Genomic DNA, 23,561 nt, shown 5'->3' with positions numbered 1-23,561 from the left:
GACATCGACGACATCGGTGAGTGAGCGCCATCTGTGGTACCGGCCCAGCCGGTGCTGCCGCCAGGACCGTCAGGCAAGTCCACAGGCGCAGCACACTGGTTGGAGAGCCGTCTTTCCTCCCCCGAGGAGGTGTGCCGGCGGGTGATGAGGACACGTCGTACGACGGTGCGATGGTGGCGGTTTCGGCGCAACCCGCTCCGGCGACGGAGTGACGTCATCGAAGCCTGGGTCGTACTGATCGCATGGCTGATCGCCGTCGTGGGCGGCGTGATCGCGGGCGTGGTGACGGCGGGCGCCGTCGTCTCCCTGATCGCCCAGGAGCGCGCCGAGCGGCAGAAGGTGACGGCCGTCGTCACGGGGGAGCGGGCCGAGGCCCAGAGCTACCGGACACGGGGGACTTCACAGGTCCGGGCCACCGTCCGCTGGACGGCACCGGACGGCTCCGCGCGCACGGGCCACACGCAGGTGCCGTCCAGCGACCGCACTGGGACACGGGTGACTGGGCCACCGAGGTGGAGCTCAAGGAGCGCAAGCATCGCATCGAGGACGCCGTGCGCAACGCCAAGGCGGCTGTCGAGGAGGGCATTGTCCCCGGCGGAGGCGTGGCCCTGCTGAAGGCGTCCGAGGTGGCATTCGACGAGCTGGTGGACGACGAGGAACGCACTGGTGTGGAGATGGTGCGGCGCGCGCTGGCCGCCCCGCTCCAGCAGATCGCCGCAAACGCGGGCCTGGAAGGCGGTGTCGTGGTGGAGAAGGTCCGCGCCCTCCCTGCCGGCCACGGCCTGGACGCGGCCACCGGCGAGTACGTCGACATGCTGGCCGCCGGGATCATCGACCCCGCGAAGGTGACCCGTTCCGCCCTGCAGAACGCCGCGTCCATCACCGGGCTGTTCCACACCACCCAAGCCGTCGTCGCCGACAAGCCGGAGGAGGAGAAGGAACCGGCCGCCGCGGGAGCCGGCGCCGAATTCTGATGGCGCTCGGGGCACGAGCGCGTCCTGGTGCCTGCCGCCCCCTCTTCTGCCCGTGCAGCTACTGCTGCTCGGGCAGATTGCAATGCCGTCCGTTCTCAATCTGACCTTGCACGAGGGGCGCCATTCGCGGCTCGAGTATCTCTCCCACGCATCGTCGAATTGCCGGGGCCTTGCTGCACGGAACTCGGACCCTCTGACGACGCGTATCAAAAGTGACCCACCTGATCTTCATCTGAACGCCTTGGTGGTCAAGGTCAGGAGGGAAGGGTGATCCCGCGGCGCCCGGCCGACGCCCGCGGCCAGGTGCCGCAACCGAAGTCGAGACTCTGCCCGTCCGGCCGACATCTCCTGTCTGCCACCTTTCGTTGATCTGGCGTGACACCACAACGCCCCGACGCAGATGTGCACTACACGCAGTGGCGGGAGCAGCTGCAGCGGGTCCTGGCGTACAACGAGCCGGCGTTCATCGATCGCCTGGGCATTGCCTGCGACGAGGGCGGCATGCACAGGCGATCACCTGCGGTTGATAGTGACCGAATGACCCGCTCTCGCGGAGGTGATCCGCGATGACGCTACTCGTACGACGTCGGCCCGGCAGCCTGCTGGAGAGGTAGCTCCCCGGCTTCGGATGAGGGTGAGCCCATCGTCGCCGAGTCGAGGATCTGTTCGAGCGTATGAACCGGCTGCTGGAAGGCGCCGCCACCGCGCCCGCCGCACCGGCCGTTTCGAGTACCAGGCCTCCTGCCCGCCGATGTGAAGTCGGAGAAGGTCAACGCGACCCTGCACGACGGCGTCCTGACCGTCACCGTGCCCAAGGTGCAAGCCACCAAGTCGCGGCACATCGAGATCACCGAGTGCTGACCTCGGTGCGTGCCGCGAAACCGTCGCACGGCAGGCCCCTCTGGGCCGCGGTACTCCCACTTGCCGTGCGACGGCCAAGCCGTCGCCGCAGAGGGAGAGGCAGGACACGAAGATGCTGACGCCGCACTCAGGACCGTCGCCGCGGTTGCCGGGGCATGCGCGTTGGCACCGATCGCCATCCTCGGCCGACCGTGTCACAGACTTGTCTCCAGGAACCGGACGCAGGCGGCAGCGGCCCGTTCGGCGGCGTGCCCGTCTCCGTGCGGGCAGCGCACCCGCTGCCGGTATGGGGTGGAGAGGAGGGCGGCGGTGGCTTCCTTGACGATGCGGCGGGTGTCGGTTCCCGCCAGGACGGCACTGCCGGATTCCAGGCCCTCGATGCGCTCGGCACTCTCTGGTGTTACGAGCACCGGTGTGCCAAAGGGCCGGTGCTCCTGACACCAGCCGCCGTGCACCAGGGCGGCCGCTGCCTTGCCGGGTGAAATGAGGCCCGGCCGTCGCTGTCGCCAAGGGGTGGCACCCCGGCCCGGTATCCATCGAGCCGGGTGAGTAGCTCGTGTTCCTGGCCGCTCCGTGGGTGTGCGTGGATGCTCGCCATGATGACGCCAGGCCGGGCGGGATCGGACCGCACCATGCTGACGTCGATGCCGACCCCCGGCTGAACAGCCTCTGTGGCGGGCGGACAGGTGGGCCTACACTCGTTAGTTGAGCGGGGCGGCGTGAGTAGCTGCGCCGACTGCGCTGGTCCCACCCGTATGTGGGGGCACGCCATGCAAGTCGTAATGCTCCAAATGGTGGCCAACGTGATCTCCGACGTGCCGGACGGGGCACGCGACGAGATCATCATGCTCCTCTACGCGGTGAGCAAGGACACGTCGACCCAGGCCCAGAACCTGAAAGCGGCGTTCGGCGAGTGGTGCTGGCTCATCTACACAGCCCACGGCAATGTGGTCGAAATACTGGATGTCGGCTGCGCACGGTGAGCCGGGATCCGACGGCTGGCTCTCTCCCTGGTCAGGCCTTCTCGACCGCGGTCGCGTGCGTGCCTTCCTCGACTCTGTATTCGACTCTGTCCCCTTGGCGCAGAGTCAGGGACTCGTCAGGGTTCAAGAGGTCATCCAAGGAAAAGTCCAGCCCGTCGCCTGCGTCGTCCCGGATGAACCCCTGGCCCGCCTCCGAATACCAGACCTCAACTCTGCCTTCAGCCATGGTTGAGATTCTCCTTCGCTCAAGGATTTCTGGCCCCCCGCAGCCTGGGAAGGCGTCTGAGTGCCGCGAGCGGTGCCGCCGCATTTCAGTGGCGGAGTGGCTGTTCTCGTTTCATGGAACCGGTCATCTGCCGGTGTGCGGCGGACAGCGCCGTGTCCAGCTGGTGGGTGCCAGTGATCACACACAGTGTGTAGGTGGCGTCCTCAAGCTGGCGGGCGGTCTCGGCGCTGTGGTGAGCGGCCAGGCGGTGCCGGAGCGTTTCACAGCGTTCGATCAGCTCTCGCAGGAGCGAAGGGTGGGCCGTGATCATGGCCGCCTCCCGTCCGTTTCGCCGATCCGGGTGAACTCTTCATCCACGGTCGCAGCCGTCGGAGCCTGCCGCATCCCGAGGCCGTGGCGCGGGTGGACTGCGTTGATCGCCGGAAATCCTGCTTCGTGCACGACGACACGGTCTGCACGAGCTGGAGGTGCAGGGTGCTCGCCGACGGTGCCCTACGTGGTGATCTCTTGGCGGCCCGCTCCGTATTCGGGTGCTCTCGTCCCCTGGTGTCGCTGGTAGCGCCGTTCGATGTCGTGTGCGGTGACGATGCCGTCGAGGCGACCTCCGTCCATGGCCAGGACGGGCAGCCCGCCGCCGGTGCCGAGCCGTGACAGGACTTCGGTCACCTGCTCGCCCGGTGCCGCGAGGGTGCACTGGGAGACGGGCGTCGCGAGGTCCCGTACCAGACGGGCCTGTTGCTCGCCGGACGTCATGCCGGTCAGGCCGCGCAGTTGTACGACCCCGCTGGGTCGGCCTTCGAAGTCCAGCAACGGCAGGACCGAATGCCATGTCCGTGCGGCCACGCACCGTGTGGGCTGGGTCGCGGGCGATGAGGTCTACGGCGGCAACCGACCGGACCCACCCCGACCACGACATCCGTTAAACCGGCAAACGGAGGGACCGGCTCGGTGAGGGGCCGTACGTTGTATCGACATGAGACCCCGAATCGCCGTGATCGGCAGTGGCCCCGCCGGACTCACCCTCGCCCGCGTCCTGAACCGTCACGGTCACCCTTTCACCGTCCTCGAACGCGATCCCGCCCGCGACGCCCGTCCCGCGGGCGGCACGCTGGACCTGCACGAGGGGCTGGGTCAACTGGCCTTGGAGAAGGCGGGGTTGCTCGCGGAGTTCCAGGCGCTGTCCCGTCCCGAGGGGCAGGCCATGCGCATCCTGGACACCGACGGGACCGTTCTCCGCGACTGGCAACCCCGACCGGGCGACCGGGCCAATCCCGAGATCGACCGCAGGCAACTCCGTGACCTGTTGCTCGGGCCTGTGGAGGTGCAGTGGGGGCGGGGCGTGACGGAGGTGGTGCCGGAGACCCCGGACGGCGTGGTGGTCCATTTCGCGGACGGGCGACAGGAGACGTACGACCTCGTGATCGGTGCGGACGGTGCCTGGTCCCGGGTCCGCCCCACGGTCTCGTCCGCGACACCGCAGTACACCGGCGTCACCTCGGTCGAGACCTCCCTGGACGACATCGACACCCGTCACCCCGACCTCGCCCGGCTGGTCGGCGACGGTTCCGTGGCGGTGTACGGCGTGAACCGTGCGATCGTCGCCCAGCGCAACAGCGGTGGCCACGTCAAGGTGCACGCCCAGTTCCGCGAGCCGCTGGACCAGCACGCGAACCCGGACGGGCAGTCGGGCCTGAACCAGCCCACAGACCTGAACCAGCCCGCACGTCTGGACCAGCCCGCACGTCTGGACCGGCCCACAGACCTGGACCTGGCCGGCGTCGAGGTGGTGCGATCAAGCCTGCTGGCCCGGTTCGACGGCTGGGCCGCTCCCGTCCTCGAACTCCTGCGCCACGGCACGGCTTTCGTCCACCGCCCCCTCTACGTCCTTCCCGCCTCCCACACGTGGGCCCACGTCTCCGGGGTGACGCTTCTGGGTGACGCCGCCCACCTGATGCCCCCGTTGGGGGCGGGCGCGAACCTCGCGATGCTGGAAGGCGCCGAACTCGCCGAGTCCATCGCCGCCGCCCCCGGCCCCGGAGAACTGGACGATGCCGTCCGCGCCTTCGAGGAACGGATGTGGGCACGGGCCGGCAGGTGGGCGGACATCACGATGGCCGGCCTGGAACGCCTCGTGAGCCCGGACCCCTCCCAGGCACTCGCCCTCTTCGACGAGGTCCAGCCTTCCTGACCGCCCCCGCCCAGGGCGATGGCACGGCCCGGTCGGCCAGTTGGCCAGTCGGCCGGGCCGCCGGTTCTCAACCTCGCGAGCGTGTCGTCCGCATCTGCGTGAACCATGATCGTCTTTCGGAGTGTCACGGCATGTGCCCGTCCTGCCACGGCTGATGGTTGGTCAGCCCGGCGTCCGCCAGGCGTGCGCACCGACAACGCGGCAGGAAAGAGCACATCGTGCAGATCAGTCGACGAGCCGCCCTGCGCCGAGGCGCGGCGGTGGCGGGCGCGGCCGCGCTCGCCCAGGGATACGGGACCGGCTCGGCATCGGCCGCCCCCGAGACGGCCTACGCCGGGCAGGGCGCCGACGCGGGCGCGTGGCGGGAGCTGCGCCGCGGCCTGAGCCCCGCCGCCCGCCTTTACCGGCCCGGTGAGCCCGGCTACCCGGCCCACGCCACGGGCGACAACCAGCGGTACGCCGCGGTCCGGCCGGCGGGAATCGTCGCGTGCGCCACCGAACGCGATGTGCAGAAGGCGGTGCGGTGGGCCGCGAAGCACGGTGTGCCCTTCGCTCCGCGCTCCGGCGGGCACAACTACGCCGGCTACTCGACCACCACCGGACTCGTCATCAGCCTGCGGGCCATGAAGACGGTGACGCCGCAGGGCCGCAGCCTCCACCTGGGCGGCGGGGCGACCAACTCCGACGTCTACGCGGCCCGTGACGCCAATCTGTACTTTCCCGGCGGACGCTGCGGCGGCGTCGGCGTGGCGGGCCTCACGCTCGGCGGCGGGCTCGGTTTCAACGACCGTAAATGGGGCCTGACCTGTGACCGGCTCACCGAGACCCGCGTCGTGCTCGCCGACGGCACCCTGGTGCGGGCCGCCGGGAACGAGAACGCCGACCTGTTCTGGGCCTGCCGGGGCGGGGCGGGCGGCAACTTCGGCATCAACACCGCCTTCAGCTTCGACGCCGTGCCCGTCGGGCGACTGCGCGCGACCGTCTTCGACCTCACCTTCAGCCTGACGCCGGCGGTGGACGTCGTGGAGGAAGTCCAGGACATCCTCGCGGCGGACGGCGCGGGCGACTTCGACGTGCGCGTCGGCTTCAAACACACAGGAGACGGCACCACCAGTCTGTGGGTGCTCGGCCAGTTCATCGGCCCCGAGGACGCACTGCGGCGCCTCCTCGCCCCGCTGCTGACACTGCGCCCCACACGCACCTTCATCGAGGAACGCGGATTCTGGTCGGCGCAGGACCACCTCATGGAGAAACCCGGCGCGAACGAGTGCTACGCCTCCAAGTCCCTCGTCCCCGACCGGTGGTTGAGCCCCGACACCGTGGCGGACATCGCCGAATGGACCCGCACCTGGCGCCCCGGTGCCGCGAAGGCGACCGGATACGTGACGCTCTTCGCCATGGGTGGCACCAGCGACGTTCCCGGCCGGGGCGAGACCGCCTACGCGCACCGCGACGCCACGTACGTCATCGACATCGGCACCCACTGGCGGCCCGGGACGGCGCCGGGCGCGGTGAACGACCTGCTGGCGCAGACCCGTACCGCCCACCGGCTGCTGCGTCACCGCCTGGACACCGAAGCGGCTTACGTCAACTTCCCCGACCCCGACCTGCGCGACTGGCGCCGCGCCTACTACGGCGCCGGCTACGAGCGGCTGGTCGAGGTCAAGCGCCGCTACGATCCCGCCGGCCTGTTCCGCTACGCCCAGTCCATCGGCAGGAGCTGACTCCGGCTATGAGAACGGCCGGCCGAGGGCGTGCTCGACAACGGGAGGCAGGCAGAGGGCAGTTGAGGTGTCGTCACCAGCTCAGCCGATGTGTGCCACCAGGGCGTCGATGAGCTTGGGCCAGAGTTCGCGCGGGCGGTCGTGGCCCATGTCGGGGATCAGCAGAAGCTCTGCGCCGGGCACCAGGTCCGCGGTGCGTTTCCCGCCACTGGGGTCGATCAGCGTGTCGTCCAGGCCGTGGATCACCAGCGTCGGCGTCCGGAGGCCGCGGAGTCCATCGGCGCGTGAACCGCTGAGGATCATCGCGCCGAGCTGCCGGCCGATCCCCGCGGGGTAGTAGGCGCGGTCGTAGCTGTCGGCGGCCAGCTCGCGCACCACCGCGGGGTCGCGGTATCGCTTGGAGGCCCACACCAGTTCCCTCTCCGCCGCCGCGACGTACCCCTCGCGGTCTGCGGGCTTCGGACTGAACAGCACCGCCTGCGCCTCCGGGCTGGGCCGGCCGTATTCACTCTCGCCGGTCGAGGACATCATCGACGTCAGGGTCAGCACTCGCTCCGGGGAGGAGAGGGCCATCGTCTGGGCGATCATTCCTCCCATGGAGGCGCCGACCACGTGGGCACGTTGGATGCCGAGCGCGGTGAGCAGACCCAGGCCGTCGTCGGCCATGTCGACAAGGCGGTAGGGAACCATCGCGAGGGCGGCCGGAATGTCGCCCGAGCTCACGGCGGCGATGAACTCGCCCATGTCGACGGGGTGATCGTCGAACCTGGTGGACAACCCGCAGTCGCGGTTGTCGTACCGGATCACGTAACGGCCACGTTCCGCCAGCGCCCGGCAGAACCCCTCGGGCCAGGCGAGCATCTGCGCACCGAACCCCATGACGAGCAGAACAGCGGGATCCCCAGGGTCGCCGAAACACTCGTACGCGATGGACACCTCGGGAGACACGTCAATGATCGACATACCCGGAGCCTGCCACGACCGACCATGCGGCGCACCCGAATATGGGCACGTGACCTGCACATCCCGCTCTGGTTCCGCCCGTGACCGCCGGACTCACTCAACGTCCGCTCAACGGGCCGGGATCGGCGCGGCTGACGGTTGCCACTCCCGCCTGATCAACCCGAACACCCATGAGTCGGATACCTCGCCGTTCACGACGCAGTCTTCCCGCAGCGTCCCTTCACGCACGAATCCGATCTTCTCCAGCACCCGGGCGGATGCCACGTTGCGTGTATCGGTCTCGGCCTGGACTCGATTCAGGTCCAGCGTGTCGAACGCCCACTGCACCAAGGGGCGCGCGGCTTCCGTTGCGTAGCCGTGGCCCCACATCTCGCTGTCGAGGCAGTAGCCCAACGACGCGCTGCGGTAGTCCGGGTTCCATTCGACCAGACCGCACCAGCCGACGAAGGCCCCGTCAGAAGCGCGCTCGATGGCCACCCGCGCTCCAGTGCCTTCGTCCGCCATCTTCCGGCACATCGCGATGAAGCGCTCGGCCCGGGCCCGTTCGGTCCACGGCGGGGAGTCCCAGTAGCGCATCACGTGGGGGCTGCTGTGCAGTGCGAAGAGGGAGTCCGCGTCGGCGTCGGCGAAGGGTCGCAGTCGCAGGCGAGCGGTGTGCAACACAGGGGTGGCCAGAGTCATGCGCACCATCTTGTGTCCTCAGGGGGCGGGCAGAACACCGAATATCCGATGCTGCCCGGCCCTCACGTCCGAGGTGGCGACCCGGACGCGGAAAACCCGTTGCGAGGACCACAGCGCCCGCTGCTAATCTTCCCGAGGCCGTGCGAGAGAACGAGGAGGTGGTACCCGTGAACGCAGTATCGACATGGGTGCTCCCCTCCGGGGTCACGGTCGGACGTTAGGCAGGTCGTCCGGGAGCGCCGTATCTGAGCCCTCCCGAAAGGCACGATCATGCACTTCACTTCCGAACAGCGCCTCGACGACGGCGTCATCGAGCGCGAATTCACCCTCGGCGAGATCCCCGGCACCTTGTGGACGCCCGGATCCGCATCCGCATCCACACCTGCGCCGCTGATCCTGCTCGGCCACCCCGGTGGACTGGACAAGATGTACCCCCGACTGGTGGGCCGGGCCCGGCACTGCGCGGCGGACGGCTTCGCCACGGCCACCATCGAGCTCCCCGGAAGCGGTGACCGGCCCCGTTCCGCCGCCGCGGAAGCGGCCCGCGCCGACCTGCGCCGGGCGCTGCAGGCCGGCGAGCCGGTCGGCGAGGACATCGTGGACCGCCTCGTCCTCCCGCTGGTCGAAAAGGCGGTCCCGGAATGGCAGGCCGCCCTGGACGCCCTCCTTTCGCTGCCCGCGATCGGCGGCCCGGTCGGATACTCAGGGGGAGTGATCTCCATCGGAACCCGGCTGTCGGTGGTCGAGCCGCGCATCTCGGCCGCCGTTCTGTTCGCCGGGAGTTTCGTGCCTCGTGCCCTGTTCGAGGAGGCCCGGCAGGTCACCATTCCGCTGCACGTCCTGCTGCAGTGGGACGACGAAGGGAACGACCGGCAGCAGGCCCTGGACCTGTTCGACGCCTTCGGCTCCAAGGAGAAGACGCTGCACGCCAACATGGGCGGGCACACCGGCGTCCCGCAGTTCGCGGGGGACGCCGCGGCCCAGTTCTTCGCCCGCCACCTGAAGTGAGGCCGGGCCGTCAGACCGGCAGCAGTCGGTAGGCGACGCCGGCCAGGACGCCGCTCATCGAGGACGGGCCCAGACCTTCCTCGATGAGCGGCGGCCGCCAACTGCACCATCACCGCGCTCGGCCACCAGCGCCTCCATCAACTGGGCCCACAGGAGGGGGCGGAGGCGCTGCGGAGATGAATGGCTTCGCCTTGGACCCGGCGACCCAGCGACTTGGCGACAGGCTTTGCGAAACGGTCGACCACTTGTTTTCCCTGGTCAGGTAGCTTTCACGGCATCCATTGATCTTTATGTGCGGGCCCGTTTCGGCATGACCGACCGGGTCCGTGAGGAGGCGTGTGTGAGTGCGATCAACCTTGCGGAGACGGCGGCCGGTCTGCCGGAGGCGTGGAGCTCTCGCAAGCTGGGCATGGTGGGGGCGGCCTGCGTGAAGGTACTGCGCATGGACGGGCTGCCGGTCGAGGAAGAGTGCCATGGGACTGCCGAAGCTCTGCTGGTCCTCGACGGCCGGCTGGAGCTGGAGGTGGCCGGCATGCCGGTGTCGGTGCGGGCGGGCGAGCTGTTCATGGTGGCGGCGAACACCGCACACGCGGTCCGCCCCGGAAGCCGGGGCACGTTGGTGATCGTGGAACTGCCGGAGGAGTAACGGCTCTTCAGGCGGCCTTGGCCGGGTACTCGGTCCAGGTGCGGACGGGCGAGTCCGGGGCGAAGTCGGCCTCGAGCGCGTCAGCCGGCGGTGCGGGCGGGGTTGCTGTCAGCACTTCCTGGCGTTCCGATTGACTGGGTGGTCCCAGCGGCCTGGATGCGGGTGATGACCGCGCGCAGCTCGGTCGAGTACCAATCGAGGTGACGCGCGAGCTGGCTGCGGATGGGCGGGCTGGTCCGGTACATCGACGTCACCAGGTTGTGCCAGGCCGTCCTGTTTTCGGGAGAGACGTTGACGCCCTGGCTGACCAGCTCCTGGAAGTACATGCAGTACAACTCGGCGAGCGAGGCGATGCGACTGGCCTCGGGGTGGTCGGGCTGCGCCGCCTCGTTGTCGAAGAAGAAGGGGCGCAGCTGAGGGTGCTCCAGGAGTACGAGTTTGATCTGGACGCCTACGTCGTAGGTCGCGCTGCGAGCGGAGGACCTGATTCCTTCGGTGAGGTGCCGCAGTTGCACGATGACCGCTCCCAGACCCAGTAGCGCGGCGAGCCCGCCGACAGCCGTTCCCAACGCTTCGACCGAACCGGTCCACTGCATGCTGTGCGCCCCCGCCCCGCCGCATCGACCTCTGCATGATTGTGAGGGGTATGGGATGCACTGACCAGACCGCCGAGCCTCTTCCGGATCCGAGACCGGCAAGCCCGTCGGGTGGGCCGGAGGCCCTTGTCGATGATTCGGGTCAGGGAGTGGCCGGCTTGCCCACGCCATGCAGCAACGTGTCGACGACCCGCGAGGCGAGAGCGTCCATGGCGGCGTCGGTGTCCGGGGATTGGGCCGCGGCTTCGTGGATGAGGGCGTAGTAGACGCGCCGCGCCCAGTCCAGGTCGGCGTCGGCCGGGAGCAGACCCGCGTCGCGGGCGCGCGCGAACAGGCGCTCGCACTGGGCCAGTACGTCGGCGTGCACCCGCGCGACCTCGGGGGCGTCGGTCGGGAGGGCGCCCATCGCGAAGCCCCATCCGATCTTGACGCGCAGTACGTTCGCGGTGACTTGGTGGAGCGCGACGGCGGGCGGGGCGGTGTCCGGCCGGGCGGCCTCGACGGCGTCATGGAACCGCTGCGTCGCCCATGCGGCCAGCGCCGTGATCAAGGCTTCCCGTGACGCGAACCGTCGGTGAACGGTGGTCCGCGCGACCCCCGCGGCCTCGGCGATCTGCTCCATCGTCGCCGCCGGGTTCGCGGCGAGCACCCGCTCGGCGGCTTCGAGGATCGTGCGCACCGTCCGCTCGGCATCGGCACGCAGCGGTTTTGTGGAGGCAGGCAGCGCCATGGAGGCGGATCCCTTCCGGCCGGTGATGGGTGCTGACCTCACGAGAGTACGTCGGAGTACGGCCATGTAGCGACTCCATGGATACTTGCAACATCAATGTCGCAAGTCATAGCCTCTCTGCGTCACTAGAGACGCATCTACCTCTGGAGGAGCACCATGGAGCTGCACTTGAACGGCAAGACTGCCCTGGTCACGGGCGCCAGCCGCGGTATCGGGCTGGCCGTCGTCCAGGCCCTGGCCGCCGAAGGTGTCCGTGTCATCGGCGCCGCCCGCACCGTCACGCCGGAGCTGGAATCTGACGGCGTGAAACCCATCGCCGTGGACCTCTCCGATCCCGCCGGAGCCGAGCGCCTGGTCGCCGAGGCAGTGACGGAACTCGGCGGCATCGACATCCTGGTGAACAACGTCGGCGGCGGCGACGGCGGCCTGAACGGCGGCTTCCTCGACGTGAGCGACGACCAGTGGGCCGAGGTGGTGGACCTGAACTTCTTCGCCACCGTCCGAGTGACCCGCGCCGCCATGCCCGCCCTGCTGGCCACCCGCGGCTCGATCGTCAACGTGTCCTCCATGGGCGCCCGCGTCCCGCACGGCGGGCCCATCGCCTACACGACGGCCAAGGCCGCGCTCACCGCGTTCGGCAAGGCACTGGCGGAGGAGTTCGGCGCGCAGGGTGTACGTGTGAACACCGTCTCGCCGGGGCCGGTCCGCACCGCCATGTGGGAGAGCCCGACCGGCTACGGCGCGGAACTGGCCGCGTCCATGGGTGTCCCTCACGCCGAGCTCGTGGCCGGGCTGCCGTCTGCGATGGGCATGCTCGTCAATCGACTCGTCGAACCGGACGAGGTCGCGGCCCTCGTCGCCTACCTCGCCTCGCCACTCGCCGCCGCGACGACCGGCGCCGACCACCTCATCGACGGCGGAGCGGTCAAGACCGCCTAGGCAGTGGCTCCTTGACTGCCCGTTCGGTCGGGGCGCGCCTTCTTGGAGCGCCCCCTCCGCGCCGCCACAACTCGACCGGCGGCGCGTGCCACGCTCCGAGGATCTGGTACGCGCACACCTCTTGACGGCGCCGTCCGCACCCCCCGACGATATCCAAACTCCTTTAACTAAAGGGTATTTACTTAATCGGAGGCATCCCCTGTGGCCGAGCTGTCCCCGTCGTCGGAACCGTCCGCGGAACCGTCCGCGGAACCGTCCGCGGAACCGGCCGCAGCACCGGGCGTCCCTCGCCGGCGGCCGGCCGAGCGGACCAAGGCGAGCGCCGCGGACAGCCGGGTCCACAACCGCGCCCTGGTCCTGTCGACGCTCTATCACCGGGGCGCGATGAGCCGCTCCGAGATCGCCCGCGCCGTCGGGCTGACCGCACCCACCGTGTCGACCCTCGTCGCCGATCTCGAGGGCGACGGGCTCCTCGCGGACATCGGCCCTCGCAAGGGCAGCCGGCCGGGCAAGCCCGCGAACCTGATGGTGATCGACGAGAGCGCGGCACACATCCTGGCCCTCGACCTGTCCGCCGACGGCCAGTTCGACGGGGCGGTCCTCGATCTGCGGGGCAAGGTCGTCGCACGGGCCCGCATGCCCTACGCGGACGCGGTCGGGGAAGACGCCGCCGAGCGCGTGATCCAGCTGGTGGAGGAGCTGGCGAGGCTGGCGCCGGGCCGGGTGCTCGGCATCGGCGTCGGCTCGCCCGGCATCGTCGGCGACGGCGGCGTGATCCACTACGCCGGACACCTCGGCTGGCGCGAACTGCCGCTCGCCGCCCGGCTCTCCGCGCGTTTCGGGGTCCCCGCCCACATTGGCAACGATGTCAACGCGGCCGCGCTCGCCGTACTGCGTTTCCGTGAGGCGAAGACACAGAACCTCATCGTGATCACCATCGAGCACGGCGTGGGCGCGGGCCTGATCGTGGGCGGCGAACTGGTCGAGGGCGAGCAGTTCGCCGCCGGTGAGATCGGGCACGTGACGGTCGTCGAGGACGGCGAGCCATGCGTCTGCGGGCACCGCGGCTGCCTCGAACCACTGATCGACGCGGCCGAGCTGCGCGCACGCCTCGCGGGCCGGGACGCGGCCGGGCGGGCCGAGGTGCTCGCCGCCGCAGGACGGGCCCTCGGCATCGCGCTCGCCCCGATCACCAGCGTCCTCAACCTCAACGAGATCGCCCTGCTCGGCCCGCCGGACCTCGTCGAGGGCCCCTTCCTGGAGTCCGCCGCCGCGACCGTCCGGGCCCGTACATACGCGCCGATCAGTGCCGCGCTCACCATGCGGTCGCTGGCCGGCGACTCCGATCTGATCCTGCTCGGCGCCGCCGGCCTCGTCCTCTCGGGCGAGCTGGGCGTGTGGTGACACCGCGGCATCGCGACACCCCGTTCCGACACCTCACATCTCAGGAGTTCCCATGGCCCGTAATACGACTCGTGGTACGACTCGTATGACGCACGTGCCCCGCAGACAGCGCCGGCGGATACCGCTCGGTGGCCTCGCGGCCGCGCTCGTGGTCGTATCGCTGGGGGCGAGCGGCTGTTCCGGGTCGGCGGGGCGGGCCGCGGGCGGCGACGGGAAGCAGCACGCGGTCCCCGTCGTGAAGGCCGAGGGCAAGACGCTCACGGTGTGGGTGATGGACGGGGACTACTCCGAGGCCACGCGCAAGGCCATGAAGGAGCAGTTCACCCAGCAGGCCGGGGCCGACGTGAAGATCGAGGTCCAGAACTGGGACGGCATCACCACGAAGATCACCACCGCGCTCGCCACGTCGATGCCCCCGGACGTCATCGACATCGGCAACACGCAGGTGGCGAGCTTCGCCGCGAGCGGCGGCCTGATGGATCTGTCCCCGTACGCCAAGGACCTGCGGCAGGGACAGACCTGGCTGGGCGGCCTGGAGGAGCCGGCGACGGTGGACGGCAAGCTGTACGCGGCGCCGTCCTTCGCGGGCGCCCGCGCGGTGATCTACAACAAGAAGATCTGGGACGCGGCCGGAGTGAAGTCCGTGCCGACCACGTACGACGAGCTGACGAAGGCGCTGCGCCAGGTCCGCAAGGCGAACCCCGCGCGTGACTTCTCGCCCTTCTATCTGCCGGGCCTCTACTGGCACACGGGCGTGCAGTTCGTGTGGGACGCGGGCGGTGACATCGCCGCGAAGAAGGGCTCGGCGTGGAAGGGATCGCTGGGCGGCGGCGCGGCGCAGCGCGGGCTTGCCGAGTACAAGTCCTTCCAGAACGAGTTCTCGGCGCCGTCCACGCGCACCATCGACACGCTGAACCCGGACCAGAACCGGGTCTTCGCCGACGGCAAGGCCTCGGCGATCAGCGCGACGAGCGCGATGATCGCGCTCATCAAGAAGGCCAACCCCAAGATCAAGGACGCCGACCTCGGCACCTTCCCGTTCCCCGGAAAGTCGGGCAAGTCCCAGCCCGTCATGCTCGGTGGCTCCGACTGGGGCATCGCCGCCAAGAGCGCGCACCAGGACCTCGCCCTGCAGTGGGTGAAGATCGCCACGGATCCGGCGGTGCAGACGAAGTGGGTCGCGGGCCACGACGGCTGGATCCCCAACAGCGAGGGTGCGGTCAAGTCGGCGGGGGAGAAGGCCGATCCGCTGCTGCGTGCCTTCTTCGACGCGGCGCTGCGCTCGAAGGCGACCCCGGCTTCTGCCGACTGGGCTCAGCTCGAGGGCAACAAGGACATCGACAAGGTCTTCTCCTCCATCGCCTCCGGGTCGCGTACGCCGAAGCAGGCGGCGGACACCTTCGACACGACGGCCGGCAAGGTGCTCAATGCCGGGAACTGATCAGGCGGTCGGCGGGCGCCGCACGGTGCCCGCCGCACCCCGCCGGGCGGTGACCGGTCCACCCCGCAAGGCGACCGGATCCGTACAGGGGCGCGGGCCGTTGGTGGCCTGGGCGCTGCTGACGCCCGCGGGCCTGGTGATGCTCGCCGTCACCGTCGCGCCGATCGTCTTCCTCGTCTACGCGTCGTTCACCGACTACGACCAACGCTCGCTGTTCACCGGCGCGTTCGACGTCGTCGGTGCCCGGCAGTACACGGATCTGCTGGCCGACGCCGAGTTCTGGCGCTCGCTGGCGCGCACGGTCGTGTTCACGGCGGCGATGGTGGCGGGCAGTGTCGCGATCGGCGCGGGCGTGGCCCAGTTGCTGACGCGCCTCGGGTCGGCGCTCCGTATGACGGTCACGGTCGTGCTGATCCTCGCGTGGGCGATGCCGACGGTCGCCTCGTCCCTGGTGTGGAAGTGGCTGTTCCAGCCCGGGTACGGGGTGGTCAACTGGCTGCTCACGCAAGCAGGCCTGTTCGGCGACATGACGGACACGGACTGGTCGAACAGCGCGCCGCTCGCGTACGTGTCGATCTGGTTGCTGATCGTCTGGCAGGCGGTGCCGTTCATCGCGCTCACGCTGTACGCGGCGCTGATCCAGATGCCGTCCGAACTCCAGGAGGCCGCCCGGCTCGACGGGGCGGGGGAGTGGCGCGTGTGGTGGTCGGTGACGCTGCCGTTCCTCCGGCCGACGCTGACGCTCATCACGCTGATGTCGGTGATCTGGGACTTCAACGTGTTCAACCAGATCTGGCTCGTGTCGGCGGGCGGCCCCGACTCGGCGACGACCACGCTCGGCGTCTTCGCCTACCGGACCGCGTTCGTCGCGTTCCGGGTCGGCCAGGGCGCGGCCCTGTCCGTCATCACGACGGTACTGCTGCTCGCGATCACCGCGCTCTACGTGCGACGGCTGCTGCGTTCCGGGGAGGACCTGTGACGACGACTACCGGGATCCGTCGGGGCGGGGGCGGGGGCGCGGGCCGGGGCCGGATCGTCAGCAACACGTTGGCGATCGTGTTCTGTCTCGTGTGGCTGTTCCCGGTGTACTGGATGATCAACACGGCGTTCAAGCCGCGCTCCGAGGCGATGACGGCGACGCCGCGTTTCTGGCCGAGCGCGCCGACCCTGCACAACTTCGACGTAGCGCTGAACCGTACGGGTTTCTGGACGAACCTGACGAACAGTCTGCTCGTCGTCAGCGTGACCGTGGTGATCTCCATCGTGCTGGGCATGTTCGCCGCGGCGGCCATGACCCGGTTCCGGTTCAGCGGCCGGCGCACGGTGATGGTGGCCATCCTCGTCGCACAGATGCTGCCGGGCACGGCACTGCTCGTGCCGACGTTCCTCGTCTTCAACGAGGCGGGGCTGCTGGGCACGTACACGGGTCTGGTGCTCGCGTATCTCGCGCTCGTGCTGCCGTTCTCGATCTGGGTGATGCGCGGGTTCTTCCTCACCGTGCCGGTCGAGGTGGAGGAGGCGGCGCGGATCGACGGCGCGTCGACCTGGCAGGTGCTGTGGCGGATCCTCTTTCCGCTCGTACTGCCGGGGGTGATCGCGTCGAGCGTGTTCGCGTTCATCGCGGCCTGGAACGACTACCTCATCGCGTACACGTTCATGAAGGAGCAGAGCCAGTACACCCTGCCGGTGTGGCTCGCGTCCTTCACGAATCCGGCCCAGGGCACCGACTACAGCGCGCAGATGGCCGGTTCGGTCGTCTTCTCACTGCCCGTCGTCGCCTTCTTCCTGCTCATCCAGCGCAAACTCGTCTCCGGCATGTCGGCCGGAGCGGTGAAAGGATGAACCACCCGATGCTCCTGCCCCGCCCTACCTCGGTCCGTCGCGGCGACGGCTCGTTCCTCCTCGACGACTCGACCGCGCTCGTCGCCGCGCCCGAGGTGCGCCCCGAGGCCCGCTGGCTCCAGTCGGCGCTGCGCCCCGCCACCGGCCTCGACCTCCCGCTGGCCGACCGTGCGGACCGCGCCGTCGAACTGCGCCTCGACGACGGGCTCGGCCCGGAGGCGTACCGGCTGGACGCCACACCGCAGGGGGTGGTCGTGACGGGCGGCGACCGGGCCGGTGTGTTCCACGGCTGCCAGAGCCTGCTGCAGCTGCTGCCCGCCGCGGTGTTCCGGCGCGCGGAGGTGTCCGGGGTGCCGTGGGCGGTGCCCGAGGTCGCGGTGACCGACGCGCCGCGGTTCGCCTGGCGCGGCACGATGCTCGACGTGGCACGGCACTTCATGCCCAAGCACGACGTGCTGCGTTTCCTCGACCTGATGGCGATGCACCGGCTCAACACCCTGCATCTGCATCTCACCGACGACCAGGGCTGGCGGGTGCAGATCCTGCGCTACCCGCGGCTCACGGAGGTCGGCGCGGGGCGGAGCGAGTCGCAGCGCGGCGCCACCGCGGACGCGCCGGGCGACGGCCGGCCGCACGGCGGTTTCTACACGCAGGACGACATCCGGGAGATCGTGGCCTACGCGGCGCGCCGGCACATCACGGTCGTGCCCGAGATCGACGTGCCGGGCCACTCGCAGGCGGCGATCGCCGCGTATCCCGAACTCGGCGTCGGGGGCGGCCCGTCGGAGGTGTGGACCCGCTGGGGCGTCAACCCGCACGTCCTCAACACCGAGGAGTCCACGGTCGCCTTCTACCGGGGCGTGCTCGACGAGATCATGGACCTGTTCCCGGGTCCCGTCGTCGGCGTGGGCGGCGACGAGTGCCCCACCATCGAGTGGCGCGAGGATCCGCGCACGCAGCGGCTCATGCGCGAGCGCGGGCTGCGCCACGAGCACGAACTGCGCTCCTGGTTCGTCCGGCAGCTCGGCGCGCACGTCGCCGCACGCGGGCGGCGGCTGTTCGGCTGGGACGAACTCCTTGAGGACGAGGTGCCGCCGGGCACGGTCGTCGCGTCGTGGCGCGGCATGACGGGCGCGGTGACGGCGGCCCGCCGTGGCCTGCACGTCGTCTCCTGCCCGGACGACCAGGTGTATCTCGACTACCGGCAGTCCGACGGCCCGGACGAGCCGATCCCGGTGTCGATCCCGATCACGGTGGAGAAGGCGTACGCGTTCGATCCGGTGCCGGCGGGGCTGACACCGGAGGAGGGCGCCCATGTCCTGGGCGGCCAGGCCAACATCTGGACCGAGCACATGGATTCGCCGCGCACGGTGGACTACTTCGCGTTCCCGCGGCTGTGCGCGGTCGCGGAGGCGCTGTGGTCCACGGGCGAGCGCCGGTACGAGGAGTTCCGGCCGCGTCTGGAGCACCACCTCGCCCACCTGGACGCCTACGGGGTCGAGTACCGCCCCGTAACGGGCCCGCACCTGTGGCAGACCCGCCCGGGCATCCCGGGCCGCCCCTCGACGGAGGCGGAGCGGGAGGCGTTCATCGACGTACTCGTCGCCGGGATCAAGGACCCGACGCCGTAGCGGCTCAGCCGGCCGGGCCGGGGCCGTAGCCGCTCAACCGGCCGGGCCGGGGTGGTGAGTTCCTGGCACACCCCGGCCTTCTGCTCGCTGTCGGCCTCACCTCGCTGTCGGCCTCACCATGGGGCTCACGGATGGCGCGGCGCGAGGGATTCGGCGTGGTCATCCGTGCGCCCGCCGCGCCGCCACAGCAGCACGCTGAGCGCGACGAACCAGAGGAAGCCGAGGAAGCGGCCGGCCGGGATGAACACCGAGCCGCCTTCGGCGACGAGCGAGCTCATCGACAAGACGCTCGCCGCCCCGATCACCATGCCGCTCCACGCGAGCCAGGCGGGCAGGGCGCGGCTGCCGCGTCCCGTCGTGGCGACCAGGAAGACCGCGACGCCAAGGGTGGCGACGGCCGGGCCGGCGCCGGTGATGAAGGACAGGTCCGAGACGGCCCGATACGTGGACAACTCCGCTCTGGGACCGATCTGGGCCAGCACCCAGCTGGTGCTCGCGGAGAGCAGCAGGAGAGTTCCGGCGGCGGTGGCCAGCGCGCGGACCACGCCCGCCCGGGCGTCGCTGCCGTACCGGCCGGCGAACGCGGTCAGACAAGGGACGAACGCCAGCAGCGCGAGCGCGGACAGTCCCTGGAGCAGCCCGAGTGTGCGGAAGAGATCCTCGGGCGTGGCCGGATCCTTCAGCCGGTACGCCTGCACTTCGGCGTCGCTGGAGTACGGCGTCACCGTGCCGGACGGGCCCAGCGTCCCGGCGACGACGAGACTGGCCACGAAGAACAGGACGTACAGCACGCCGGCCAGAGCGCCAGGGTCACGGCGCTGAGTACGGGTGCGGGTGAGCGTGGCGGCGGTGGTCACTGAGGCGACCCTCCTGAGGTAGCAGTGGCGGTGGCGGTGACGGTGGTGACGATCACCACGGCGGGCGGAAGTCCCGCCCGTTGCTCCCTCACCGTCACAGAGCGGCTCCCGCCGGGCGTCCCGCCGGGGGAGGCGGTGGCCGTACTCCCACCGGCGTACGGAGCCATCCACAGAGCCGTCCGCGGAGCCATCCGTCAGAGCCGTCCGCGGAGCCGTCCGTCAGAGCCGTCCGCGGAGCCGTCCGCTGAGCCGCCCGGAACGCCGAAGCCGAATGCCGAATGCTGACGTACTCGCAGCGGAGCAGAGGGGGTTACTCCCGTCGGCAGATGCCCGGGACGGGCGGAAGGGAGAGCCTGGCCACGTGCCAGTGCCCCCGAGCCCCCGATCCGATTGAGGCATGTATGCAACCCTCCGCCCGATCCTCGACGGCGCCGACGCCCACCGGCGGTGGCATGCAACGGCGTCCAGGCCACCGGTTGCCTCAGAAGGCCCGTAAGAGCGTGGTCGTCGTGCATGTGGTCGTCTCTGTCAGCTGGTTGGCCTTGATGCTCTGCCTGCTCACCCTGGGGACGACCGCGCTGGCGACGAACGATGCCGACACCCTGAGGACCGCCTACCGGGCGATGGGGATGCTGGGGGACGTCCTGATCATCCCCCTGAGCCTGCTCACCTTGGCCAGCGGTGTGGTGCTGTCGCTCGGCACGCAGTGGGGCCTGTTCAGGTACTACTGGGTCAGTGCCAAGTTCTGGCTGACCCTGGCGGCGACGGCGGCTTCGATTTTCGCCCTCACCTCCAGACTCCACGAAGCGGTGGACGTGGTGGCCCGCCATCCGGTGGGCCCGATCTCAGCCATGGATCTCGGATTCATCCGCTACAACATGGTGATCGTCCCGACGATCGCGCTCCTGCTCTATCTCGCCAACGTCATCCTGTCCGTCTTCAAACCCTGGGGCCGACGGACCCAGGCCGTCCTTGACGACAGGATCCAGGCTCGGCGAACGAACCGCCTCAATCCGCCCAGGGGATACCGCGAGTCGCGATGAGTCCCGTGGCGTCCGACGGTCTTTACTGTCGAACCCGTTCCCAGAGGAGGACTTCTGATGCGCAGCGTGACCTATTCGATGAACGTCTCGCTCGACGGCTACATCGTCGGGCCGGACGGCAGCTTCGACTGGACGGCGCCCGACGACGAGGTCTTCCGCTTCTGGATCGACGAGATCCGGGAGGTCGACGTCCACCTGCTGGGACGACGGCTGTACGAGACGATGCTGTACTGGGAGACCGCCGACCAGGATCCCTCGCTCGACGACTCGAGCCTCGAGTGGGCCGCGCTCTGGAAGCCGCTCCCGAAGGTGGTGTTCTCCACCACGCTGTCGGAAGTGCAGGGCAACGCCCGTCTGGTCTCCGGCGGCCTCGCGGAGGAGATCGAGCGGTTGCGGGCCGAGCCGGGGCAGGGCGAAATCGCGATCGGCGGCGCGACTCTCGCCGCCGAGGCGGCCGCGTCGGATCTGATCGACGAGTACCGGGCCGTGGTCTACCCGGTGCTGGTCGGCGGTGGCATTCCCTTCTTTCCCCAGGACGAGCACCAGGTGGATCTCGAACTCGTCGAGACCCGCACCTTCAAATCAAAATTCGTCTACCTCCGCTACCGCGTGGCGCGCTGAGCCACAGACGAGGCGAGACGAGATGAGGCGAGGCGAGACGAGATGAGGCGAGGTGGAAGTGAGGCCGACTCTGACCGGTCAGCGTTTGATGCCGACGCCCGCCAGCAGGCTGATCTGGGCGTCCGTGGGCTCCGGCCCGTCCGTGCGGTCGGCCGGACGCCAGCGGTGGCAGCAGATGATCCCGGGGTCGATCAGGTCGAGCCCGTCGAAGAAGCGGCCGATGTCGCTGTGCGAACGGAACTGCACCGGAGACCCGGACTTGGTGTAGACCTCCGCGACCTTGTTCCAGGTGACGGGGTCGAAGTCGGGCGTGCAGTGGTTCATGGCGAGTGCGCTGCCCGCGGGGAGCGGGTCGAGCAGCCGCCGGACGATGGCGTACGGGTCGTGCGGGTCGGTGATGAAGTGCATGAGGGCATTGAGGGAGAGGGCGATGGGCTGGTCGAAGTCCAGGACCTCCGAGTCCTCCACGGCACTCATCAGCGCATCGGGGTCGGTGACGTCGGCCTCGATGTAGGCCGTGCGTCCCTGCGTCGTGCTGCGCATGAGGCGTTCGGCGTACTTGAGGACGAGCGGGTCGTTGTCGGCGTACACGACGCGGGCGTCGCTGGCGACGGACTGGGCGACCTGGTGCAGGTTGGGCTCGGTCGGGATGCCCGTGCCGATGTCGAGCCACTGGCGGATGCCGTGCTCCTGCGCGAGGACACGGGTGGCCCGGTGCATGAACGCCCGGTTCTCGCGGGCGGTCATGTAGATGCCGGGGTGGGCCTGGGAGGCGACCAGGGCCGCTTCCTTGTCGATCTCGAAGTGGTCCTTGCCACCGAGGAAGTAGTCGTACATCCGGGCCGAGTGCGGCCTGCTCGTGTCGAGGTCCCGGCCCGCCTGCCTGGTGGTCATGTTCTCCCCTTCATATGTGTGTTCGTCGGCCCGCAGGCCAGGAACGGGACCGGTGTCGCCGTCCCTACTGCCGACCGCCGGTTCACCCGGCGGCCAAGTGATCGGCCAGGCCCTCTTTGACCCCACGGACGAACGCGGCGATCTCCTCCGGCGCGTAGATCAGCGCCGGCCCGGCCGGGTCGGTCGACTGCCGTACGGCCACGCGGCCGTCGGCGAGTAGCTTCGTCTCGACGCACTGACCACCGTTCGGCCCGCTCCAGGGACGCTCCCAGCCCTGTTCTCCGAGGTTGCGGGCCGGCATCCCGTTGTAGACGCCCTCGTCGGTGATCGTCATGAGTACTCCTTGCGCATGCGGTTCAAGAGAGCCCTGCTGTCCTCCGACGACGTCAGCAGCGCCATACGGGAATGCGCCTCGAGGTGGGCGACGACGTCCGCGCGCTGGTCCAGATAGACGGCGGCGGACAGGAGTTCGCTGTAGACGATGTCGGGAAGTTCGGGCTCCTCGAACCGGAAATACGTGAAGGGTGCGCACGCCCCGACGTGCGCACCCGCGGCGAAAGGCACGATGTCGACGCTGATGTGCGCGAGCTCGGACAGCTCCAGGAGCCGCTCGATCTGCACCCGCATCACGTCCGCGCTGCCCACGGCCCGGTGCAGGACGGCTTCCTCCATGACCACCCACAACGTGGGGGCGTCCTCGCGCTCCAGCAGGCTCTGGCGGCGCAGCCGCAGCTCCACGCGGCGCGCGAGATCCTCCTCGCTGCCGTTCGGTAACCCGCCGCGCAGCACGGCGCGCGCGTAGTCGGGAGTCTGCAGAAGACCGGTGACGTACTGGGGTTCGTAGGTGCGCAGCGTCTTGGCGCCGGTCTCCAGGCTGACGTAGGCGGTGAACCAGCTGGGGACGACGTCACGGTAGGAGTGCCACCAGCCGGGCTCGTTGGCCTGCTCGGCCAGGTCGACGAACTCGTCGATCTCCTGGCGGTCCGCGCCGTACGTCTCCAGGAGCTTCTCGACGTACAGAGGCTTGAGCGCGACCTCGGCCTTCTCCAGCCGACGGATCGTCAGAGTCTTTACGCGCAGTGCTTTTGCCGCGTCCTCCAGCGAGGCGCCGACGCCGAGCCGCATGTCCTGCAGCCGGCGGCCGAGGATCACGCGCAGGACTGTCGGCGCACTGGTGCTGGAACGGGCCTCACTCACGCCCAACCTCCTGAAGGATCATCAACAAGACCATTCTTACAGTGACTTGATGACGGCACCAGGGTGATACTCCGCTGCTGAAATTATCAGGGAGTCGGTTGCAGCGTGAGTG

At 69.6% G+C, this 23,561-nt stretch carries 27 protein-coding genes and 1 pseudogene; 16 read left to right on the top strand and 12 right to left on the bottom strand.

Annotated features, from left to right (window positions below):
* Positions 1–144 precede the first annotated feature (144 nt).
* The 3 genes and pseudogenes from EOT10_RS43220 (at position 145) to EOT10_RS42190 (ending at position 1,835) form a co-directional block, all read left to right on the top strand.
* Positions 145–615, top strand: coding sequence for an Rv1733c family protein (locus EOT10_RS43220; RefSeq protein ID WP_431313341.1), 471 nt, complete (start codon positions 145–147; stop codon positions 613–615).
* A pseudogene (locus tag EOT10_RS30650) lies at positions 504–974 on the top strand (TCP-1/cpn60 chaperonin family protein); the annotation flags it as partial. The gene EOT10_RS43220 and the pseudogene EOT10_RS30650, both read left to right, overlap by 112 nt.
* Positions 975–1,727: 753 nt before the next feature.
* Positions 1,728–1,835, top strand: coding sequence for an HSP20 family small heat-shock protein (locus tag EOT10_RS42190; RefSeq protein ID WP_262985451.1), 108 nt, complete (start codon positions 1,728–1,730; stop codon positions 1,833–1,835).
* A 194-nt stretch (positions 1,836–2,029) separates the two neighbouring features.
* On the opposite strand, the gene EOT10_RS42185 is transcribed toward EOT10_RS42190, so the two are convergent.
* On the bottom strand, positions 2,030–2,290 hold the full coding sequence (locus EOT10_RS42185) for a UDP-N-acetylglucosamine 2-epimerase (RefSeq protein ID WP_223281305.1): 261 nt from the start codon (positions 2,288–2,290) through the stop codon (positions 2,030–2,032).
* A gap of 336 nt (positions 2,291–2,626) precedes the next feature.
* On the opposite strand from EOT10_RS42185, the gene EOT10_RS30635 reads away from it, so the two are divergent.
* Positions 2,627–2,818 (top strand): hypothetical protein, encoded by a 192-nt coding sequence (locus EOT10_RS30635; protein ID WP_223281304.1) that lies wholly within the window; start codon positions 2,627–2,629, stop codon positions 2,816–2,818.
* 31 nt (positions 2,819–2,849) lie between these two features.
* Here EOT10_RS30635 and EOT10_RS30630 read toward each other — a convergent pair whose 3' ends face one another.
* From EOT10_RS30630 to EOT10_RS30620, 3 genes are all read right to left on the bottom strand, one after another.
* Entirely contained in the window at positions 2,850–3,044 is a 195-nt protein-coding gene (locus EOT10_RS30630; protein WP_127831623.1) for a cold-shock protein, read from the bottom strand.
* Between the two features lie 85 nt (positions 3,045–3,129).
* Positions 3,130–3,354, bottom strand: a complete 225-nt coding sequence (locus EOT10_RS30625; protein WP_127831622.1) for a DUF5133 domain-containing protein — start codon at positions 3,352–3,354, stop codon at positions 3,130–3,132.
* 182 nt (positions 3,355–3,536) lie between these two features.
* Positions 3,537–3,854 (bottom strand): CBS domain-containing protein, encoded by a 318-nt coding sequence (locus tag EOT10_RS30620; RefSeq protein WP_127831621.1) that lies wholly within the window; start codon positions 3,852–3,854, stop codon positions 3,537–3,539.
* Positions 3,855–4,017: 163 nt separating this feature from the next.
* On the opposite strand from EOT10_RS30620, the gene EOT10_RS30615 reads away from it, so the two are divergent.
* Together EOT10_RS30615 and EOT10_RS30610 are read left to right on the top strand one after the other, a co-directional pair.
* Positions 4,018–5,232 (top strand): FAD-dependent oxidoreductase, encoded by a 1,215-nt coding sequence (locus EOT10_RS30615; protein ID WP_127831620.1) that lies wholly within the window; start codon positions 4,018–4,020, stop codon positions 5,230–5,232.
* A 218-nt stretch (positions 5,233–5,450) separates the two neighbouring features.
* On the top strand, positions 5,451–6,956 hold the full coding sequence (locus EOT10_RS30610; RefSeq protein ID WP_127831619.1) for an FAD-binding oxidoreductase: 1,506 nt from the start codon (positions 5,451–5,453) through the stop codon (positions 6,954–6,956).
* Between the two features lie 81 nt (positions 6,957–7,037).
* Here the strand turns inward: EOT10_RS30610 and EOT10_RS30605 are convergent, their stop codons facing one another.
* Both EOT10_RS30605 and EOT10_RS30600 read right to left on the bottom strand, forming a co-directional pair.
* Positions 7,038–7,919, bottom strand: coding sequence for an alpha/beta fold hydrolase (locus EOT10_RS30605; RefSeq protein ID WP_127831618.1), 882 nt, complete (start codon positions 7,917–7,919; stop codon positions 7,038–7,040).
* A gap of 108 nt (positions 7,920–8,027) precedes the next feature.
* Entirely contained in the window at positions 8,028–8,600 is a 573-nt protein-coding gene (locus EOT10_RS30600; protein ID WP_127831617.1) for a GNAT family N-acetyltransferase, read from the bottom strand.
* A gap of 270 nt (positions 8,601–8,870) precedes the next feature.
* On the opposite strand from EOT10_RS30600, the gene EOT10_RS30590 reads away from it, so the two are divergent.
* Positions 8,871–9,608 (top strand): dienelactone hydrolase family protein, encoded by a 738-nt coding sequence (locus EOT10_RS30590; RefSeq protein WP_127831615.1) that lies wholly within the window; start codon positions 8,871–8,873, stop codon positions 9,606–9,608.
* Between the two features lie 340 nt (positions 9,609–9,948).
* Positions 9,949–10,254, top strand: a complete 306-nt coding sequence (locus tag EOT10_RS30585) for a cupin domain-containing protein (protein WP_127831614.1) — start codon at positions 9,949–9,951, stop codon at positions 10,252–10,254.
* An 80-nt stretch (positions 10,255–10,334) separates the two neighbouring features.
* On the opposite strand, the gene EOT10_RS30580 is transcribed toward EOT10_RS30585, so the two are convergent.
* Together EOT10_RS30580 and EOT10_RS30575 are read right to left on the bottom strand one after the other, a co-directional pair.
* Positions 10,335–10,823: a hypothetical protein gene (locus EOT10_RS30580; protein ID WP_127831613.1), complete on the bottom strand. Its 489-nt coding sequence runs from the start codon at positions 10,821–10,823 to the stop codon at positions 10,335–10,337.
* 169 nt (positions 10,824–10,992) lie between these two features.
* A complete protein-coding gene (locus tag EOT10_RS30575; RefSeq protein WP_127831612.1) occupies positions 10,993–11,580 on the bottom strand; it encodes a TetR/AcrR family transcriptional regulator in 588 nt (195 codons plus the stop codon).
* Positions 11,581–11,736: 156 nt separating this feature from the next.
* On the opposite strand from EOT10_RS30575, the gene EOT10_RS30570 reads away from it, so the two are divergent.
* The 6 genes from EOT10_RS30570 to EOT10_RS30545 all read left to right on the top strand — a co-directional run bounded on the left by EOT10_RS30570 (position 11,737) and on the right by EOT10_RS30545 (position 18,837).
* Positions 11,737–12,519, top strand: coding sequence for an SDR family NAD(P)-dependent oxidoreductase (locus EOT10_RS30570; protein WP_127831611.1), 783 nt, complete (start codon positions 11,737–11,739; stop codon positions 12,517–12,519).
* A gap of 201 nt (positions 12,520–12,720) precedes the next feature.
* Positions 12,721–13,923 carry an ROK family transcriptional regulator gene (locus EOT10_RS30565; RefSeq protein ID WP_127831610.1) on the top strand — a complete coding sequence of 401 codons (1,203 nt, stop codon included), beginning with the start codon at positions 12,721–12,723 and terminating at the stop codon, positions 13,921–13,923.
* Positions 13,924–14,008: 85 nt separating this feature from the next.
* Positions 14,009–15,364, top strand: a complete 1,356-nt coding sequence (locus EOT10_RS30560; RefSeq protein ID WP_127831609.1) for an extracellular solute-binding protein — start codon at positions 14,009–14,011, stop codon at positions 15,362–15,364.
* Positions 15,351–16,343 carry a carbohydrate ABC transporter permease gene (locus EOT10_RS30555; RefSeq protein ID WP_127831608.1) on the top strand — a complete coding sequence of 331 codons (993 nt, stop codon included), beginning with the start codon at positions 15,351–15,353 and terminating at the stop codon, positions 16,341–16,343. The genes EOT10_RS30560 and EOT10_RS30555 overlap by 14 nt, the downstream gene beginning before the upstream one ends.
* Positions 16,340–17,206: a carbohydrate ABC transporter permease gene (locus tag EOT10_RS30550; RefSeq protein WP_223281303.1), complete on the top strand. Its 867-nt coding sequence runs from the start codon at positions 16,340–16,342 to the stop codon at positions 17,204–17,206. Before EOT10_RS30555 ends, EOT10_RS30550 begins: the two co-directional genes overlap by 4 nt.
* A complete protein-coding gene (locus tag EOT10_RS30545) occupies positions 17,203–18,837 on the top strand; it encodes a beta-N-acetylhexosaminidase (RefSeq protein WP_127831607.1) in 1,635 nt (544 codons plus the stop codon). Before EOT10_RS30550 ends, EOT10_RS30545 begins: the two co-directional genes overlap by 4 nt.
* A 125-nt stretch (positions 18,838–18,962) precedes the next feature.
* On the opposite strand, the gene EOT10_RS30540 is transcribed toward EOT10_RS30545, so the two are convergent.
* On the bottom strand, positions 18,963–19,694 hold the full coding sequence (locus tag EOT10_RS30540) for a hypothetical protein (protein WP_127831606.1): 732 nt from the start codon (positions 19,692–19,694) through the stop codon (positions 18,963–18,965).
* Between the two features lie 509 nt (positions 19,695–20,203).
* Between EOT10_RS30540 and EOT10_RS30535 the strand changes: the two genes are divergently transcribed.
* Positions 20,204–20,737: a DUF2269 domain-containing protein gene (locus EOT10_RS30535; RefSeq protein WP_189492264.1), complete on the top strand. Its 534-nt coding sequence runs from the start codon at positions 20,204–20,206 to the stop codon at positions 20,735–20,737.
* Between the two features lie 57 nt (positions 20,738–20,794).
* Positions 20,795–21,358: a dihydrofolate reductase family protein gene (locus tag EOT10_RS30530; RefSeq protein ID WP_127831605.1), complete on the top strand. Its 564-nt coding sequence runs from the start codon at positions 20,795–20,797 to the stop codon at positions 21,356–21,358.
* 78 nt (positions 21,359–21,436) lie between these two features.
* Here the strand turns inward: EOT10_RS30530 and EOT10_RS30525 are convergent, their stop codons facing one another.
* The 3 genes from EOT10_RS30525 to EOT10_RS30515 all read right to left on the bottom strand — a co-directional run bounded on the left by EOT10_RS30525 (position 21,437) and on the right by EOT10_RS30515 (position 23,449).
* The gene (locus tag EOT10_RS30525; RefSeq protein WP_127831604.1) at positions 21,437–22,252 is read right to left on the bottom strand and encodes an SAM-dependent methyltransferase; all 816 of its coding nucleotides are present in this window, start codon (positions 22,250–22,252) and stop codon (positions 21,437–21,439) included.
* Between the two features lie 82 nt (positions 22,253–22,334).
* Positions 22,335–22,586: a DUF397 domain-containing protein gene (locus tag EOT10_RS30520; RefSeq protein WP_127831603.1), complete on the bottom strand. Its 252-nt coding sequence runs from the start codon at positions 22,584–22,586 to the stop codon at positions 22,335–22,337.
* Positions 22,583–23,449 carry a Sco1979 family transcriptional regulator gene (locus EOT10_RS30515; protein ID WP_127831602.1) on the bottom strand — a complete coding sequence of 289 codons (867 nt, stop codon included), beginning with the start codon at positions 23,447–23,449 and terminating at the stop codon, positions 22,583–22,585. Before EOT10_RS30515 ends, EOT10_RS30520 begins: the two co-directional genes overlap by 4 nt.
* Positions 23,450–23,561 lie beyond the last annotated feature (112 nt).

The sequence above is a fragment of the Streptomyces antnestii genome (assembly GCF_004005495.1).
Lineage (GTDB): Bacteria > Actinomycetota > Actinomycetes > Streptomycetales > Streptomycetaceae > Streptomyces > Streptomyces antnestii.
This window is presented reverse-complemented; position numbering and strand designations above follow the sequence as displayed.